The following is a 14,370-nucleotide window of genomic DNA, read 5'->3' as shown; positions in this document are numbered from 1 at the left end:
TCTCATAAGCTTTCAGCTTCTTTACAGGCATGTCGCAAATAGCACCCTACATGTCGCAAGCGCGCAGCGTTATGCCGTGTTTCAGCATCTAAATCAGTGTTGTTTTCAGCGTTTGGCATATGGGTGAATCCAGGCTGCCTACAATGAAAACTCCAATTTCCTACGGACCAGCTATTGTTATTTATCGTCAGGCTACTGCATTCCGGCTGAAGCCTATCGACTATGTAAATGCTCTATGCAACAAGCATGCTCAAAAAGCAGTGGTGATGAAAAATAAATAATTTTGTTCGTTTTCGAGCTATGAGGCCTGATCTTGCTTGGGTCGAACGGCGATAAGAGCGCCCTTGGCGTGTTCTTTTTCGTCGCAAGAAGGCGTTCCTGCTAAAAAAACGCGCTTAAAACGTTACCGGTTAACACCTAATGGGGTGGTAAGTGACGTTTTGGCGCACTAAAAGCATTCGTTTTGTGCAGTTTTGGTGCACAAGTGTCCGTGTGCTGTTGATTGAGCGTCCATTGCTCTCTTTTCGTGTGCGCATCCGCGGATGTCGGCGTGATGCAGGAGTCGATCAAGGGTATCCTTCGCGCCTGTCACCTGGCTGGCGCTGAGTCTCATCGCACGCTGAGTTTAAAAGAACGGTAAAGAGGAGAGCTCCCAGTGTTCGCTTTGGATACACGCCTTCATGAGGATACCTGGCTCATAGGGGATTTCCCCTTGTGCCGCTTGCTGCTGTCCAACGATTCGAATTACCCCTGGTTTATTCTGGTGCCACGGCGCGAGGGTATAACCGAATTGTTTCAACTGGATGACTCTGAGCAGCAGATGATGTGGGCTGAGACGACCGCTCTGGCGCGAGTACTGAAAGGGTTGTTTGGTGCGGACAAAATGAATGTCGCCACGCTGGGTAACGTGGTGAGTCAATTGCACATGCACGTGATTGTTCGTTATCAGACTGACGTGGCATGGCCGGGGCCGGTGTGGGGCAAGCATCCTGCCAAACCCTATACGCAGGCTGATGTAAATGCTGTCCGGGGCAGGCTGGCGTCGGTTCTTGATGCAGGCTTTACTTTTTCGGAGGGTTGATTATGACGCTTGAATCGCGAGTGATGGACCTTGAGAGTCGTTTGGCTTTTCAGGATGACACCATTCAGGCATTGAATGATGTACTGGTAATGCAGCAAAACGCGGTAGATCGTTTGCAAATGCAAATGGCTGCCTTGCTCAAGCGCCAGGAAGAAATGGGCGGGCAGTTCGAGTCGTTCGAAGAGGAAGCCCCGCCGCCGCACTATTAAGTCATTTTGTGCAGGCAAAAAAAACCGCGATACAGCTTGGCTGATCGCGGTTTTTTTACGCTTGAATCAACGTCGCGGCAGTGCTGCGATCACATCTTCAGCTTGCAGGCCCTTGTCGCGGTTCATGACAGAGAACTCAACGCGCTGCCCTTCCACCAGAACACGGTGGCCTTCGCCGCGGATGGCGCGAAAGTGCACAAAAATATCATCCCCGGAATCTCGGGAGATAAAGCCAAAACCTTTCGAGGTATTGAACCACTTGACCGTCCCTGTATCACGGTTGGTCATGTCATAGCTTTGTGAGGAGGATGACGGTGATGATTTATAGAAGCTGACGGTCAGATGAAGCAGCACGGCAATGACTGCAGGAGTCAGGCCAAGCAATACTGCAGGTTGATCACCGATCGGCAGCAGAAGGCCGAACAGAGTCAGTGTTTGCAGGACAACGGACAGCACCAGCAGGGCGCTGACCAGATTCTGCAGTTGGTGACGCGGGCCTTTGTTCCAGAATGGAATGACTGGAGCCAGTGTCAGGTTCAGCAGGCCAAGAAAAGCCAGGTAAAGGGCATCAGGGTGTTGGAGGTAAGGTAGCGCTTCGGATTGCAGGCTGGGAATAAAGGACAGCAGCAAAGCCGCTGCACCCGTTAGCAGGTGGACGATTTTCAACATTTCAATGACTCACATTAAGATGGATCGCAAGGAAGAGCTGATTGCACACGGTTCGCTTCAAAAAAAGTGGAGGCGCCGGACACGTGTACACATCAGCCTATGCGCCCTCGATAGAGGCTGGAAGAGGGCGACACGCTGCCAATTTAACAGTAAAGCTTGGGCCTACTCAAATTAAGCGTATGGAGCTATCTGTGAGCGAGGTTACTGGAGGATGCCTAGGCAAAATCTGTTTTTAGCGAAAACCTTGTCCTAGACGCATGTAGTCCTCTTTCTGCGTGTGACCGCAGTGGTGCTCTCAGAAGGTTGTTGAGACCGCTATTGTCCGGGGCGTTGTGTTGGTGACCGTTGGTCGTTAATTTTTTGTGCTTTTTGCAGTCGCTAATGTTCATGGTGCGGGTATTTCTGTTCGCGTGCGGTTTAGGTGGGCTGGATGTGTACGGTTATATGCAGGGGTATTTGTAAGTCGAGGTGGAAGTGGAAATCTCGGTGGTTGACACACTAATGGAAGTGCAAGTTGGTGTGGTGCCTGATCAGGCTTTAGGCATATTCCCGTGTCTGTTGGCGAGTATGCATAGAGGGGAGCGGCCAAGAACATTAGTGGGTTTGGAAGTTGTGTACTCTGTCCGGGTTCTGCTATTTGGTTTCAGGTGCACATCTCTGCGTAATCACGACGCCCGCGTCGTTGGCTCAAGGCTTGAGGCTGCTCGTATTCGCCGCTCGGACCGAGAGCGCTCCTACAGGCTTGAGGGTCTGGTCCGCTGGATAAGGATTTTTACATATCGTTTGATGGAGTGTGTTCTGCACAAAATCTTTCATTAATTCTAGTGTTTCGCAATGGAGTGCTCTGGATATGAGGCGATTGATTCGGCAAGAAAGCGTCAGGGGAAAACTACTGCAGAGAGTTGGGGTTGATCCCGTGATACTTGATTTTGGCATGACGTTGGCTCAGCCACTTTCACGGTCGGTCAGGTTAAATGGTTTTGCCACCTGTTTGCGACTTGAGGAAGTATATTGGGAGGTGCTATCTGATATTTCGCGACTTAATGACTGCTCGGTAAATACGTTGTTGTCGTATATCGACCGCGAAGTGCATTTGCGTTATGGGGGGGTAAGAAATTTCAGCGGGCTCATTCGAGTTGTCTGTGTGATGCATTTATTGAAGAGGGCGCGCGACTCCCGTGAGGGAGTGCAAAACCAGGTGGTCATGGGGTGAGGCAGGGTGGTCGGCTGGGGGAGGACGTTCGGTGTCTTGTAATCGCTCGATATTTATGATGCATTTAGGGGCTTCTGGCTGCTCATGCGGCTGCAATGGCTCGATTTACCAGATATAATCTCGCCCTTTGCTGTGTGGCCCTCTTTAAGGGTTGCCGCTAACGGATTGTCGAGACACGCCAATGCCCATGTACGATTACCAGTGCGCTTCCTGTGGTCATCAGCTGGAAGCCATTCAAAAGATCAGCGCTTCGCCGCTGGTTGATTGTCCAGCCTGTCAGGCCCCTGAATTGAAAAAAATGCTGTCCATGCCAGGTTTTCGCCTCAGCGGTACAGGCTGGTATGAAACAGACTTCAAGACAGGCTCGAAAAAGAATCTGGCAGGCGGCGATAAATCCGACTGAGACTGAGCGAAAGCAGTCAGAACACAAGCGGGCTCTTGCATGGTTACCAGCACCGACGGTGCGCAAGACCTCCACCGAATTTCGAATTACGAGAAGTGAAACCACTACCATGATGCGCAGCCATTATTGCGGCCAACTGAACGAAAGCCTGGAAGGCCAGGAAATTACCCTTTGCGGATGGGTCCATCGTCGCCGTGACCACGGTGGGGTGATTTTCCTCGATATCCGTGATCGTGATGGTCTGGCCCAGGTGGTGTTTGACCCGGACCGCGCCGAGACCTTCGCTGCCGCCGATCGTGTGCGCAGTGAGTACGTGGTAAAGGTCACTGGCAAGGTGCGCCTGCGTCCTGCCGGTGCCGGCAACGCCAACATGGCGTCGGGCATGATCGAAGTATTGGGATACGAGTTGGAAGTTCTGAACGAAGCCGAAACCCCGCCGTTCCCGCTCAACGAATTCTCCGACGTTGGCGAAGAAACTCGTCTGCGTTATCGCTTCATCGACCTGCGTCGCCCTGAAATGCTCGAGAAGCTGCGTCTGCGCTCGCGCATGACCACCAGCATCCGTCGCTTCCTGGACGAGAACGGCTTCCTGGACGTCGAAACGCCAATTCTGACCCGTGCCACGCCAGAAGGCGCACGTGACTATCTGGTGCCAAGCCGTACTCACGCAGGTTCCTTCTTTGCCTTGCCGCAATCGCCACAGCTGTTCAAGCAGCTGTTGATGGTTGCCGGTTTTGACCGTTACTACCAGATCGCCAAGTGCTTCCGTGACGAAGACCTGCGTGCCGACCGTCAGCCTGAGTTCACTCAGATCGACATCGAGACCAGCTTCATGAACGAAGCCGAGATCATGGGCCTGACCGAAGAAATGATCCGCAACCTGTTCAAGGAAGTGCTGGGTCTGGAATTCGGTGAGTTCCCGCACATGACCTGGGAAGAGGCCATGCGCCGTTACGGCTCCGACAAACCTGACCTGCGTAACCCGCTGGAACTGGTTGATGTTGCCGATCAGCTCAAGGAAGTGGAATTCAAGGTGTTCAGCGGCCCGGCCAATGACCCGAAAAGTCGCGTTGCTGCCTTGCGCGTTCCTGGCGGCGCGAGCATGCCGCGTAGCAAGATCGACGAATACACCAAGTTTGTTGGCATCTACGGTGCACGTGGCCTGGCTTACATCAAGGTCAACGAGCGTGCCAAGGGTGTTGAGGGTCTGCAGTCGCCGATCGTCAAGAACATCCCTGAAGCCAACCTCAATGTGATCCTGGATCGCGTTGGCGCCGTTGATGGCGACATCGTGTTCTTCGGTGCCGACAAGGCCAAGATCGTTAGCGAAGCCCTGGGTGCGCTGCGTATCAAGGTCGGTAACGATCTGAACCTGCTGACGTGCGAGTGGGCACCGATGTGGGTTGTTGACTTCCCTATGTTCGAAGAGAACACAGACGGCAGCTTCAGCGCCCTGCATCACCCGTTCACGGCGCCTAAGTGCTCGCCTGAAGAGCTCGAGGCCAACCCGGCTACCGCGTTGTCCCGTGCCTATGACATGGTGTTGAACGGTACTGAGTTGGGTGGTGGTTCGATCCGTATCCACCGCAAGGAAATGCAACAAGCGGTCTTCCGCCTGTTGGGTATCAATGAAGCAGAACAGGAAGAGAAATTTGGCTTCCTGCTCGATGCTCTGAAATACGGCGCGCCGCCCCACGGTGGTTTGGCCTTCGGCCTGGACCGTCTGGTGATGCTGATGACCGGTGCTCAGTCGATTCGTGAAGTGATTGCCTTCCCGAAAACCCAGAGTGCCGCCTGTGTCATGACTCAGGCTCCTGGCGTCGTTGATAACAAGGCGTTGAGCGAGCTGCATATTCGTTTGCGCGAACAGCCAAAGGCTGAGTAAAGCTGGCCCTCAAAGGCGCATCTCCGGATGCGCCTTTGTCATTTGGGTCGAGAATTTTTATTGCCTGGCCAAGACCGGGCAATGTTTCATAAAGGATTCGGAGTGCGTTATGGCAGGTCATTCTAAGTGGGCGAATATCAAGCACCGCAAAGAGCGTCAGGATGCCAAAAAAGGCAAGATTTTCACCAAGTGGATACGTGAGCTAACCGTTGCTGCCCGTCAGGGTGGCGGTGATCCGGGCTCCAACCCGCGCCTACGTCTGGCGCTGGACAAGGCACTTGGTGCGAACATGAGCCGCGACATCATTGATCGTGCGGTTGCCCGTGGTGCTGGCGCAGCTGATACCGACGATATGGTCGAGCTGAGCTACGAAGGCTACGGTCCTGGCGGCGTTGCAGTGATGGTCGAGTGCATGACCGACAACCGCAATCGCACCGCTGCAGCTGTAAGGCATGCGTTCAGCAAATGCGGCGGAAACCTGGGCACTGACGGTTCGGTTGCGTACCTGTTTGAGCGCAAGGGGCAGATTTCCTATGTGGCTGGCGTTGATGAAGATGCGCTGATGGAAGCGGCGATGGAGGCTGATGCTGACGACGTAGTCACCAACGAAGATGGCTCCATTGACGTGTTCACTTCGTTCTCAAGCTTTTACGCGGTTCGCAACGCTCTGGAAGCTGCAGGCTTTGCTCCGACTGACGCAGAGATCGTGATGCTACCCACCACCAGTGCCGAACTGGACCTGGAGGGTGCTGAAAAGGTGCTCAAGCTGATCGACATGCTTGAAGATCTGGATGATGTGCAGAACGTGTATTCCAATGCCGAGATCCCTGACGCTGTCCTGGAACAGCTTGCCTGACATACTGGCTGCGTCAATCAAGAGGCCGGAGGTGCTCCGTCGCGACGATAGCGGCGCTGGGCACCTCCGGCTTCTGCCTTTAAGCTGTCCGGGTATAGGCCGGTAGGCGTCACTTCATAAGCTGTAGGCGTTATGACTCTTATTCTTGGTATCGATCCTGGTTCGCGAATCACCGGTTATGGCGTAGTGCGAGACACTGGGCGTGGCTGTGTGTACGTGGCTTCAGGGTGCATTCGTACGGGTAGCGGCGAGCTGCATGAGCGGTTGCTGATTGTCTATCGTGGGGTGCGTGAAGTTATTCAGACGTATGGCCCCGTTACTATGGGCATCGAAAAGGTGTTCATGGCGCGCAATGCCGACTCGGCACTCAAGCTGGGTCAGGCCAGGGGTGCGGCGATTGTTGCCGGGGCCGAGGAAAGTCTGGAGATCGCCGAATATTCGGCAACTCAGGTCAAGCAGGCTGTGGCCGGTACTGGTGGTGCCAATAAGGAGCAAGTGATGATGATGGTCATGCACCTGCTCAAACTGACCACTAAGCCGCAAGTCGATGCATCCGATGCGCTGGCAATTGCCTTGTGTCATGCCCACACTCGCTCGAGTCTGTTGCCCCACGGTTTGGGTGCGGCGCGAAGCCGTGGTGGGCGTTTGCGGCTCTGAGACGTGATGTTTAACCTGATTATGCTTGCTGGCAGGGTGTCATCTGTAATGATGCGTCCCTGTCGTTCTACTTGTCAGCCATTGATCTGGCCAGAGAAAAGGATCTGAAACGTGATTGGACGCTTGCGCGGGACTCTGGCTGAAAAACAGCCGCCGCACCTGATTCTTGATGTAAATGGCCTGGGTTACGAGCTGGAAGTGCCCATGACCACGCTCTATCGGTTGCCGTCCATCGGCGAGCCTCTGACCCTGCATACCCATCTGGTAGTTCGCGAAGACGCCCAGTTGCTCTATGGTTTCATAGGCAAGCGCGAGCGCGATTTCTTTCGTGAGCTGATCCGGCTCAACGGTGTCGGTCCAAAGCTGGCCCTGGCTTTAATGTCCAGCCTTGAAGTCGATGAGCTTGTTCGTTGTGTGCAGGCTCAGGATACGTCCGCCTTGACCAAGGTCCCGGGTGTCGGGAAAAAGACAGCCGAGCGATTGCTGGTCGAATTGAAGGATCGCTTCAAGGCATGGGAGCAGGTGCCAAGCATGTTCGCCCTGGTGCCTAACCAGCCTGATGCCCCGATACAGGTGGCCAGTGCTGAAAGTGATGCGGTCAGTGCCTTGATTTCCCTGGGTTACAAGCCCCAGGAAGCGAGCAAGGCTGTTTCGGCAATCAAGGACAAAACGTTGAGCAGTGAAGATATGATTCGTCGCGCCCTTAAGGGGATGATTTAAGTGATTGAAGCTGATCGTTTGATAACGGCCTCAGGCGGACGAGACCGGGAAGAGGTTCAGGACCGGGCAATTCGTCCTTTGAGCCTGGCCGACTATATTGGTCAGCCAACCGTACGTGAGCAAATGGAGCTGTTTATCCAGGCTGCACGCGGGCGTTCGGAGTCGTTGGACCACACGCTGATTTTCGGGCCGCCGGGACTGGGCAAGACCACGCTGGCCAATATCATTGCCCAGGAAATGGGGGTGTCCATTAAAAGCACGTCAGGTCCTGTGTTGGAGCGCCCGGGCGATTTGGCGGCCTTGCTGACCAATCTTGAGCCCCATGACGTGCTGTTTATCGATGAAATCCATCGTCTGTCACCCATCGTCGAAGAAGTGCTCTACCCGGCAATGGAAGACTTTCAGCTCGATATCATGATTGGCGAAGGGCCAGCAGCGCGCTCCATCAAGCTAGACCTGCCGCCTTTTACCCTGGTGGGTGCGACGACTCGCGCCGGGATGCTGACCAACCCTTTGCGCGATCGTTTCGGGATTGTTCAGCGACTGGAGTTCTATAGTACTGACGACCTGGCGACGATTGTCAGTCGCTCCGCGGGGATTTTTGGTCTGCCACTCGATCCTGAGGGGGCTTACGAAATTGCCCGGCGGGCTCGCGGTACACCGCGGATTGCCAACCGTTTGTTGCGTCGTGTGCGAGATTTTGCCGAGGTACGGGCCAAAGGGCACATCACCAAGCCGGTGGCAGATCTGGCGTTGAACCTGTTGGACGTTGATGAGCATGGTTTTGATCATCAAGACCGACGTTTGCTGCTGACCATGATCGAGAAGTTCGATGGTGGGCCGGTAGGTGTAGACAGTCTGGCCGCTGCGATCAGCGAAGAGCGTCATACAATTGAAGATGTGCTGGAGCCGTATCTGATCCAGCAGGGCTACATCATGCGCACGCCGCGCGGGCGCGTTGTGACCCGTCATGCGTATCTGCACTTCGGTTTGAATATTCCATCCCGTCTGGGTGACATGCCTGTGGTAGACGAATTTTTGAATGCCCTGGACGATTAATAAGCCCTTGGCGGCCGATTTTTTTAAGGTTTTTGCTGTCTCAAGGGCTGGCGTTGAAAATCTTGGGTCATAAAGCTCAAGAAGCGTAAAAAACAGTCGTCTGGCGGATTGGCAACCTGAGGAGTAAGCACTAGAGTATGCGCGCGCAAAACAGGCTAGAGCCATTCGCACATCGCTGTCGCGTTTATTACGAGGACACCGATGCGGGTGGCGTCGTGTATTACGTAAATTATCTAAAATTTATGGAGCGGGCTCGAACCGAAAGGCTACGGGAGATGGGCTTTGCCCAGTCCGAGCTTGTGGGTGAGAACCTGTTATTTGTCGTGCATTCCAGCGAGGCGCGTTACCACGCACCGGCGCGACTGGACGACGAACTGTTGGTAAGTGCGCAAGTAACAGAGCTCAACCGTGCCAGTCTGCGTTTCAAGCAACAGGTCTGGCGGGCTGCAGATGCAACGTTGCTCTGTGAAGGGCAATTTTTGGTGGCCTGTGTGCGCGCCGATAGTTTCAAACCCCGGGCCATTCCCGAAGCTTTACGTACGGCCTTTGCCGACGTGAGCGGCGCGGGTAAACATTTAGAGCAGGAGATAAAGCGTGGAAGCTAACGTCGTCGACCATTCCTCCATGTGGAGCTTGGTTAGCAATGCCAGCATTGTTGTGCAGTTGGTAATGTTGACCCTGCTGGCCGCATCGGTTACCTCGTGGGTCATGATTTTTCAGCGCAGCACAATGCTGCGCGCCGGTCGACGTGCCCTGGAAAGCTTTGAAGAGCGTTTCTGGTCGGGTATCGACCTGTCGAAGCTGTATCGTCAGGCAGGCAGCAATCCTGATCCGGACTCTGGCGTTGAACAAATCTTCCGTGCCGGTTTCAAAGAGTTCTCGCGTCTGCGTCAGCAGCCGGGCGTTGATCCTGAAGCGGTGATGGAAGGTGTTGCACGTGCCATGCGAGTCGCCATCTCCCGCGAAGAAGAAAAGCTTGAGCAAAGCTTGCCGTTCCTGGCCACTGTAGGTTCCGTGAGCCCGTATATCGGTCTGTTCGGTACCGTATGGGGCATCATGAACTCCTTCCGTGGCCTGGCAACTGCCCAGCAAGCAACACTGGCTACCGTAGCGCCAGGTATTGCCGAAGCATTGATTGCAACGGCCATCGGCTTGTTCGCTGCTATCCCGGCGGTTATCGCTTACAACCGTTTTGCAGCTCGCAGTGAAACCCTGATCAGCCGCTACTACACCTTCGCCGACGAGTTCCAGGCGATCCTGCACCGCAAAGTGCACACCAGCGAAGAATAAGCAGGTAATTTCCAATGGCTTTAATCGCTCGAGCTCGCAAGAAGCGCAAGCCGGTTGCCGAGATGAACGTGGTGCCTTACATCGACGTGATGCTGGTACTGCTGGTTATCTTCATGGTGACCGCTCCGATGCTCAATCAGGGTGTGAAGGTTGATTTGCCCAAGGTCTCCAGCGAGGCTTTGCCGCAAGACAACAACACTCAGGTTCTGACTATTTCGATCAAGGCTGACAAGACCTATTTCTGGAATCTTGGCAGTGAAGTTGATACCGATAAGCAGATGGACAAGGCAATGACCTTGCCTCAGATGACTGACGCTGTAACTAAGATCATTCGCGCAGGCAATGAAGGCGGCAAACACACCCAGGTCTTCATTCGCGGTGACAAAACCGTTGATTACGGCGCGGTAATGGGTGCTATGGGTGGCCTTCAGAAGGCCGGGGTCGGTAACGTTGGCTTGATAACCGAGGCTCCCTGATGCGCGAACAGCGGGAGCCGTCCGCCTCTGAAAATTATTTTTGGCCTACAGTCTGGGCGATAGGGCTGCACGTTCTGATTTTTGGCATGCTGTTTGTCAGTTTTGCCATGACCCCGGATCTGCCGCCTTCAAAACCGATTGTTCAGGCAACCCTGTATCAACTGAAGTCAAAAAGTCAGGCGACCACTCAGACCAATCAAAAGATTGCGGGTGAGGCGAAGAAATCCGCCGCGCGTCAGACCGAAGTCGAGCAGATGGAACAGAAGAAGGTTGAGCAGGAAGCTGTAAAGGCCGCGGAACAAAAGAAAGAAGAGGCTGCCGAAAAAGCTGCAGAAGCCAAGAAAGCTGACGAAGCCAAGGCGAGCGAAGCTAAAAAGGCAGACGAGGCCAAGAAGGCTGATGAAGCCAAGAAAGCCGACGATGCTAAAAAGGCTACGGAAGCTAAGAAAGCCGAAGAGAAAAAACTGGCTGACATAGCCAAGAAAAAATCCGAGGAAGAGGCCAAGAAGGCCGCGGAAGAAGAGGCCAAGAAAAAGGCCGCAGAAGACGCCAAGAAAAAAGCGGCTGAAGATGCGAAGAAAAAAGCAGCTGAAGACGCCAAGAAAAAGGCCGTAGCAGACGAGGCGAAGAAGAAAACCGCCGAAGATGCGAAGAAAAAGGCCGCTGCCGATGCAGCCAAGAAAAAGGCCGTAGAAGCAGCACGTAAATCGACCGAAGAGAAAAAGGCGCAAGCCTTGGCTGATTTGCTTTCCGACACGCCGCAACGCCAGCAAGCTCTGGCAGATGAGCAAGGTGATGAGGTCGCCGGCAGTTTCGATGACCTGATTCGTGCTCGTGCAGCAGAAGGGTGGGCTCGTCCGCCGTCGGCGCGCAAGAACATGACAGTGGTGCTGCAAATTGGCATGTTGCCAGATGGCACGGTGACGTCTGTGACGGTTGCCAAATCCAGTGGTGACGGGCCGTTCGATAGCTCGGCTGTGGCAGCGGTCAAGAACATTGGCCGTTTAACGGAAATGCAGGGTATGAAACCCAGCGATTTTAATCCTTATCGATCATTCAAGATGACATTCACACCTGAGGATCTAGCCTTGTGATTAAACTTTTTCGAGGACTGCTGGTCGTCGTCTGCTGCTTGGCAGGGATGGCTGTAGCAGATGAAAAGAACATTCTGGTCACCAGCGGTAGCGACCGGGCGACGCCTATTGCCGTAGTGCCTTTTGGCTGGCAGGGCGGCACCGTATTGCCGGATGACATGGCTGAAATCATCGGCAATGACCTGCGCAACTCGGGTTATTACGCGCCGATTCCAAAGCAGAACATGATCGGCTTGCCGACTCAGGCCAGCGAAGTCATTTTTCGCGACTGGAAAGCCCTGGGTGCCCAATACGTAATGGTCGGTAATATCGTGCCAGCGGGCGGCCGCCTGCAGGTGCAATATGCTTTGTTCAACGTTGCCACCGAGCAGCCAGTATTGACTGGCAGTGTGTCGGGAACGGCTGAACAATTGCGGGACATGGCGCATTACATCTCCGACCAGTCGTTTGAAAAGCTGACGGGCATCAAAGGTGCATTCTCAACTCGCCTGCTTTATGTAACAGCAGAACGTGCAAGTGCAACCAACACCCGTTACACCTTGCAGCGCTCGGACTACGATGGTGCCCGTGCCGTTACTTTGCTGCAGTCGCGCGAGCCGATCCTGTCGCCGCGTTTTGCACCGGATGGCAAGCGCATCGCTTATGTATCGTTCGAGCAGAAACGTCCTCGTATCTTTGTGCAGAACATTGATACTGGTCGTCGCGAGCAAATCACCAACTTTGAAGGTTTGAACGGTGCGCCTGCATGGTCGCCGGATGGCTCCAAGCTGGCGTTCGTATTGTCCAAAGACGGCAATGCCGAGATCTACGTGATGGATCTGGCTTCCCGTGGGTTGACTCGCGTCACCAACAACCCGGCAATCGATACCGAACCGTTCTGGGGTAAAGATGGTTCTACCATCTACTTCACCTCTGACCGTGGCGGCAAACCGCAGATTTACAAAACCAATGTAGGCAGCGGTAACGCAGAGCGCGTGACGTTTATCGGGAACTACAACGCCAGTCCCAAGCTTTCGGCTGACGAAAAGACCCTGGTAATGATCCATCGTCAGGACGGTTTCACCAATTTCCGTGTTGCGGCGCAAGATTTGCAACGTGGAAGCGTGAAAATCCTCACAGATACCAACCTTGATGAGTCTGCTACTGTTGCACCCAACGGCACCATGGTAATCTACGCCACCCGCCAGCAGGGCCGGGGAGTCTTGATGCTCGTGTCTATCAATGGACGCGTAAGGCTCCCTCTTCCTACCGCTCAAGGCGAAGTCAGAGAACCTTCCTGGTCCCCTTACCTGAACTGACGTGGTGCTGTACGTTTCACATAACACTTGGGGTTCATTAGGAGTTTTACGATGGAAATGCTGAAGTTTGGTAAATTTGCTGCGCTGGCACTGGCCATGGCTGTAGCTGTAGGTTGCTCGTCCAAAGGCGGCGACAATGCCGGTGAAGGCGCTGCTGTTGATCCAAACGCTGGTTACGGCGCAAACACTGGCGCTGTTGATGGTTCCCTGAGCGAAGAAGCTGCTCTGCGCGCTATCACTGTTTTCTACTTCGAATACGATTCTTCGGACCTGAAACCAGAAGCAATGCGCGCTCTGGACGTTCATGCTAAAGACCTGAAAGCTAACGGCGCTCGCGTTGTTCTGGAAGGTAACACTGACGCCCGTGGTACTCGTGAGTACAACATGGCACTGGGCGAGCGTCGTGCGAAAGCCGTTCAACGCTACCTGGTACTGCAAGGCGTTTCTCCAGCACAGCTGGAGCTGGTGTCCTACGGTAAAGAGCGTCCAATCGCTACTGGCAACGACGAACAGTCGTGGGCTCAAAACCGTCGCGTCGAACTGCGTAAGTAATTCGTCATGCGAACGTGCCGCCGTGCTGTAACTATTCTGACTCTCAGCCTCATGCCGCTAGCGGCATGGGCTGCGGTTCCTGTGGTCGATGACAACTCTGGCTATAACAATAGCGGGGGGAGTTATCCATCACCGGGTTATGGTGCGAGCGGCGCCTATGCCGGGGGAGGGGTTTCGGCCCCTGTCTCGGCACAGGGCGAGCTGTTCAACCAGTTGCAACAAATGCAGGAGCAGATTGCACGCCAACAAGGTGTGATTGAAGTTCTGCAAAATGATGTTTCGCGCATGAAACAAGAAAGCCTGGAGCGATACCAGGAACTTGATCGGCGCATTGGTGCTGGCATTGCTCCTGCTGCCACTCCTGATAATTCTTCTGCCGGTGGTGCTAACGCCGCCGGTAATACAGCAGCGCCTGCTACTCAGGCTGCTGCCAGTTCGGAACCAGGTGATCCTGCGAAAGAAAAGCTCTATTACGATGCTGCTTTCGACTTGATCAAAGCCAAGGATTTCGACAAGGCCAGCCAGGCATTTACGGCCTTTCTGCGCAAATACCCAAACAGCCAATATGCGGGCAATGCCCAATACTGGCTGGGTGAAGTGAACTTGGCCAAAGGCGATTTGCAGGCCGCTGGCCAGGCATTTGCCAAAGTCAGTCAGCTGTATCCCAAGCATGCGAAAGTACCGGATTCACTCTATAAGCTTGCTGATGTAGAGCGCCGCCTGGGTCACACAGACAAGGTTAAAGGCATCTTGCAGCAGGTAGTGGCCCAGTATCCGGGTACTTCGGCTGCTCAGCTGGCTCAGCGCGATCTGCAGCGCATGTAAGCATTAACCGGCTTAAATCGAGAAACCCGCGCCTATCGCGGGTTTTTTCGTTAGAATCCACGCCCTTTTATGAAATACGCTCC

At 54.2% G+C, this 14,370-nt stretch carries 18 protein-coding genes; 17 read left to right on the top strand and 1 reads right to left on the bottom strand.

Going from position 1 to position 14,370, the window contains the following annotated elements; genetic code table 11:
* Window positions 1-143: 143 nt before the first annotated feature.
* The 3 genes from VSQ83_RS17335 (at window position 144) to VSQ83_RS17325 (ending at window position 1,290) form a co-directional block, all read left to right on the top strand.
* Entirely contained in the window at window positions 144-281 is a 138-nt protein-coding gene (locus VSQ83_RS17335) for a hypothetical protein (RefSeq protein WP_219262065.1), read from the top strand.
* Window positions 282-655: 374 nt separating this feature from the next.
* Window positions 656-1,081: an HIT family protein gene (locus VSQ83_RS17330; protein ID WP_219262066.1), complete on the top strand. Its 426-nt coding sequence runs from the start codon at window positions 656-658 to the stop codon at window positions 1,079-1,081.
* A gap of 2 nt (window positions 1,082-1,083) precedes the next feature.
* Complete coding sequence (locus VSQ83_RS17325; protein ID WP_133077393.1) at window positions 1,084-1,290, top strand: SlyX family protein; 207 nt, start codon at window positions 1,084-1,086, stop codon at window positions 1,288-1,290.
* 66 nt (window positions 1,291-1,356) lie between these two features.
* Here VSQ83_RS17325 and VSQ83_RS17320 read toward each other — a convergent pair whose 3' ends face one another.
* Window positions 1,357-1,959 (bottom strand): cold-shock protein, encoded by a 603-nt coding sequence (locus tag VSQ83_RS17320; RefSeq protein WP_133077394.1) that lies wholly within the window; start codon window positions 1,957-1,959, stop codon window positions 1,357-1,359.
* A gap of 850 nt (window positions 1,960-2,809) precedes the next feature.
* Here VSQ83_RS17320 and VSQ83_RS17315 point away from each other — a divergent pair.
* The 14 genes from VSQ83_RS17315 to ybgF all read left to right on the top strand — a co-directional run bounded on the left by VSQ83_RS17315 (window position 2,810) and on the right by ybgF (window position 14,287).
* Window positions 2,810-3,172, top strand: coding sequence for a ribbon-helix-helix domain-containing protein (locus tag VSQ83_RS17315; RefSeq protein WP_133077395.1), 363 nt, complete (start codon window positions 2,810-2,812; stop codon window positions 3,170-3,172).
* A gap of 181 nt (window positions 3,173-3,353) precedes the next feature.
* The gene (locus VSQ83_RS17310; protein ID WP_019823263.1) at window positions 3,354-3,575 is read left to right on the top strand and encodes an FmdB family zinc ribbon protein; all 222 of its coding nucleotides are present in this window, start codon (window positions 3,354-3,356) and stop codon (window positions 3,573-3,575) included.
* A 109-nt stretch (window positions 3,576-3,684) separates the two neighbouring features.
* Window positions 3,685-5,460, top strand: a complete 1,776-nt coding sequence (aspS, locus tag VSQ83_RS17305) for an aspartate--tRNA ligase (protein WP_019823262.1) — start codon at window positions 3,685-3,687, stop codon at window positions 5,458-5,460.
* Between the two features lie 109 nt (window positions 5,461-5,569).
* Window positions 5,570-6,316, top strand: coding sequence for a YebC/PmpR family DNA-binding transcriptional regulator (locus VSQ83_RS17300; protein WP_019823260.1), 747 nt, complete (start codon window positions 5,570-5,572; stop codon window positions 6,314-6,316).
* Between the two features lie 132 nt (window positions 6,317-6,448).
* Window positions 6,449-6,973 carry a crossover junction endodeoxyribonuclease RuvC gene (gene ruvC / locus VSQ83_RS17295; protein WP_133077396.1) on the top strand — a complete coding sequence of 175 codons (525 nt, stop codon included), beginning with the start codon at window positions 6,449-6,451 and terminating at the stop codon, window positions 6,971-6,973.
* A gap of 111 nt (window positions 6,974-7,084) precedes the next feature.
* Window positions 7,085-7,693 carry a Holliday junction branch migration protein RuvA gene (gene ruvA, locus VSQ83_RS17290; RefSeq protein ID WP_133077397.1) on the top strand — a complete coding sequence of 203 codons (609 nt, stop codon included), beginning with the start codon at window positions 7,085-7,087 and terminating at the stop codon, window positions 7,691-7,693.
* Window positions 7,694-8,752 carry a Holliday junction branch migration DNA helicase RuvB gene (ruvB, locus tag VSQ83_RS17285; protein WP_019823257.1) on the top strand — a complete coding sequence of 353 codons (1,059 nt, stop codon included), beginning with the start codon at window positions 7,694-7,696 and terminating at the stop codon, window positions 8,750-8,752.
* 137 nt (window positions 8,753-8,889) lie between these two features.
* Window positions 8,890-9,357 (top strand): tol-pal system-associated acyl-CoA thioesterase, encoded by a 468-nt coding sequence (gene ybgC, locus VSQ83_RS17280; protein WP_133077398.1) that lies wholly within the window; start codon window positions 8,890-8,892, stop codon window positions 9,355-9,357.
* Window positions 9,347-10,042, top strand: coding sequence for a protein TolQ (gene tolQ, locus VSQ83_RS17275; RefSeq protein WP_016782231.1), 696 nt, complete (start codon window positions 9,347-9,349; stop codon window positions 10,040-10,042). Before ybgC ends, tolQ begins: the two co-directional genes overlap by 11 nt.
* Window positions 10,043-10,065: 23 nt before the next feature.
* Window positions 10,066-10,518 (top strand): protein TolR, encoded by a 453-nt coding sequence (gene tolR / locus VSQ83_RS17270; protein WP_162200692.1) that lies wholly within the window; start codon window positions 10,066-10,068, stop codon window positions 10,516-10,518.
* On the top strand, window positions 10,518-11,612 hold the full coding sequence (gene tolA / locus VSQ83_RS17265; protein WP_133077399.1) for a cell envelope integrity protein TolA: 1,095 nt from the start codon (window positions 10,518-10,520) through the stop codon (window positions 11,610-11,612). Before tolR ends, tolA begins: the two co-directional genes overlap by 1 nt.
* Before the next feature lie 47 nt (window positions 11,613-11,659).
* Window positions 11,660-12,910, top strand: a complete 1,251-nt coding sequence (tolB, locus tag VSQ83_RS17260) for a Tol-Pal system beta propeller repeat protein TolB (protein WP_016782234.1) — start codon at window positions 11,660-11,662, stop codon at window positions 12,908-12,910.
* 51 nt (window positions 12,911-12,961) lie between these two features.
* Window positions 12,962-13,462 (top strand): peptidoglycan-associated lipoprotein Pal, encoded by a 501-nt coding sequence (pal, locus tag VSQ83_RS17255; protein ID WP_003441254.1) that lies wholly within the window; start codon window positions 12,962-12,964, stop codon window positions 13,460-13,462.
* 6 nt (window positions 13,463-13,468) lie between these two features.
* The gene (ybgF, locus tag VSQ83_RS17250; RefSeq protein ID WP_133077400.1) at window positions 13,469-14,287 is read left to right on the top strand and encodes a tol-pal system protein YbgF; all 819 of its coding nucleotides are present in this window, start codon (window positions 13,469-13,471) and stop codon (window positions 14,285-14,287) included.
* The last annotated feature ends 83 nt before the right edge of the window (window positions 14,288-14,370 follow it).

Source organism: Pseudomonas sp. DSV-1, assembly GCF_035830915.1.
Classification (GTDB): domain Bacteria; phylum Pseudomonadota; class Gammaproteobacteria; order Pseudomonadales; family Pseudomonadaceae; genus Aquipseudomonas.
The sequence above is the reverse complement of the archived record's forward strand: the minus strand, read 5'-3'. Positions and strand labels throughout refer to the sequence as shown.

Coding starts and splice junctions, on each gene's coding strand:
- ruvC (WP_133077396.1), top strand. CDS start 6,449: ATGACTCTTATTCTTGGTATCGATCCTGGTTCGCGAATCACCGGTTAT.
- tolA (WP_133077399.1), top strand. CDS start 10,518: ATGCGCGAACAGCGGGAGCCGTCCGCCTCTGAAAATTATTTTTGGCCT.
- VSQ83_RS17310 (WP_019823263.1), top strand. CDS start 3,354: ATGCCCATGTACGATTACCAGTGCGCTTCCTGTGGTCATCAGCTGGAA.
- VSQ83_RS17320 (WP_133077394.1), bottom strand. CDS start 1,959: ATGTTGAAAATCGTCCACCTGCTAACGGGTGCAGCGGCTTTGCTGCTG.
- pal (WP_003441254.1), top strand. CDS start 12,962: ATGGAAATGCTGAAGTTTGGTAAATTTGCTGCGCTGGCACTGGCCATG.
- VSQ83_RS17335 (WP_219262065.1), top strand. CDS start 144: ATGAAAACTCCAATTTCCTACGGACCAGCTATTGTTATTTATCGTCAG.
- tolB (WP_016782234.1), top strand. CDS start 11,660: ATGGCTGTAGCAGATGAAAAGAACATTCTGGTCACCAGCGGTAGCGAC.
- VSQ83_RS17325 (WP_133077393.1), top strand. CDS start 1,084: ATGACGCTTGAATCGCGAGTGATGGACCTTGAGAGTCGTTTGGCTTTT.
- ybgC (WP_133077398.1), top strand. CDS start 8,890: ATGCGCGCGCAAAACAGGCTAGAGCCATTCGCACATCGCTGTCGCGTT.
- VSQ83_RS17300 (WP_019823260.1), top strand. CDS start 5,570: ATGGCAGGTCATTCTAAGTGGGCGAATATCAAGCACCGCAAAGAGCGT.
- aspS (WP_019823262.1), top strand. CDS start 3,685: ATGATGCGCAGCCATTATTGCGGCCAACTGAACGAAAGCCTGGAAGGC.
- VSQ83_RS17315 (WP_133077395.1), top strand. CDS start 2,810: ATGAGGCGATTGATTCGGCAAGAAAGCGTCAGGGGAAAACTACTGCAG.
- ybgF (WP_133077400.1), top strand. CDS start 13,469: ATGCGAACGTGCCGCCGTGCTGTAACTATTCTGACTCTCAGCCTCATG.